This is a genomic window from Okeania sp. SIO2F4 (genome assembly GCF_010672385.1).
GTDB lineage: Bacteria > Cyanobacteriota > Cyanobacteriia > Cyanobacteriales > Microcoleaceae > Trichodesmium.
Genome location: NZ_JAAHGT010001382.1, coordinates 1 through 1,552 on the forward strand (window position 1 = coordinate 1; position 1,552 = coordinate 1,552).

The window sequence follows — 1,552 nt, forward strand, 5'->3', positions numbered from 1 at the left end:
TGAAAAATCCAGAAAAATATCAATCTGTTTCGGCTTTTGCTCCAATTGCAGCACCTATGAGTTGCCCTTGGGGTGAAAAAGCTTTTACCAATTATTTAGGTACAAATCAAGAAAATTGGCGTAATTATGATGCTAGTGAATTAGTTTTAACTTCTGATTATAATCGTCCGATTTTAATTGACGTAGGAACTGCCGATCCTTTTTTAGCTCAAAAGCAATTACTCCCAGAAGTATTTGAAAATGCCTGTAAAAAAGTTGGCTTACCACTAACTTTAAGAATGCAAGAAAATTACGATCATAGCTATTATTTCATTGCATCTTTTATCGAAGATCATATTCGTTATCATGCTGAAGCTTTGAAATAAATAAAGACTTTAGCCAGGCAGTAATTGAAAAAGGTTCTATTCTAGATCTTAAGTATTGTGCCAAGCGTGAAAAAAGAATGTTACGAATAATAAAGGCTATCAAAAGACTTTACAGAAGATCTCTATTTGACTAATAAGATAAGTGATGAACTAAGAAATGGTATCAAAGCTATTCATTCTGACTCCTGAATCCTAAAAAATCCCCTAACTATTTGTAGCAAATATTTATTAAATTGGTGTTAGGTTTTAGATTGCATTTAATGGGGATTTAACCAAAAAAAGGTATTGTAGTCAGGAGTCAGAAGTTAGGATAAATGGGTATCTAAGAAAAAGAGAAGAATTGTCTGATATTTTTTAGCTCTTCCACAAGAAAATTCTTACATTTTGAGCGACAGGGGCTAAAAGCTTAAAATTTTTTTCCGAAAAAATTCTTCAGCCTTTATCTGTAAAATGCTTTTAAAACCTAACACCTCACACCTTCGGAACGTAGCAACGATAATCTGACGCCAAGGCATCATGTAAAAATAAGTTCTACAAATTTTATCTGAAATAGATTGTTAAATCTAGCTTCCATCAAAAAAACTCTAATGGTTATTCTCACACGACTCCTAATCAAATTAATTACAATGAACTAGAATCAAGACTTTGAGCTTCAGCCTGTGTTTTAGGTAAATGTAGCCCACACTCCTGCTTAAGGCCATGAAATCGGGTATCACGTTCATCTGTATCATCAGCAGTCAGAGGCCGACTAGAATGCCAATCTCCCACAGTAGTGTATCCCAAATCGAAAAATGGATGATAAGGTAAATCGTGAGCAGTCAAATATTGATAAATATCCCGTGAATGCCAACTAAGTATTGGTAGAATCTTGTATATACCCGACTGTTTACCAATTCGAGCTAAACCTTGACGGTGCTTGGTTTGGTCTCCCCTTAACCCAGCCAACCAACCAGTCGCCCTAAGCTCTTTCAATGCTCGTTGCATGGGTTCTACCTTGCGTATTTGGTCATAGCGGTTGAGAGCATCAACATCTTTTTCATTCCAAAGTCGGCCATATAAAGCTTCCATCCGAGCTAATTTTTATTCTTTGTTCTTTATTCCCTTTTATTTGTTGTTAAACTAAACTATTTATAATATTATTTTACAAAAATTATATTATTCTAAATCTCACACATTCTTAATTACAC

At 34.4% G+C, this 1,552-nt stretch carries 2 protein-coding genes; one reads left to right on the forward strand and one right to left on the reverse strand.

Features of this window, described 5'->3' with window-relative positions; all coding sequences use genetic code 11:
- Nucleotides 1–365 (forward strand): alpha/beta hydrolase-fold protein (locus F6K22_RS40610; RefSeq protein WP_293110806.1); only part of this gene is annotated, 365 nt, incomplete at its 5' end.
- A 621-nt stretch (nt 366–986) separates the two neighbouring features.
- Here F6K22_RS40610 and F6K22_RS40615 read toward each other — a convergent pair.
- Entirely contained in the window at nt 987–1,433 is a 447-nt protein-coding gene (locus tag F6K22_RS40615) for a phosphoadenylyl-sulfate reductase (protein ID WP_483244208.1), read from the reverse strand.
- Nucleotides 1,434–1,552: the final 119 nt, after the last annotated feature.

Excerpts from the sequence above, each read along its gene's own strand:
- F6K22_RS40615 (WP_483244208.1), bottom strand. The coding sequence starts at position 1,433 with ATGGAAGCTTTATATGGCCGACTTTGGAATGAAAAAGATGTTGATGCT.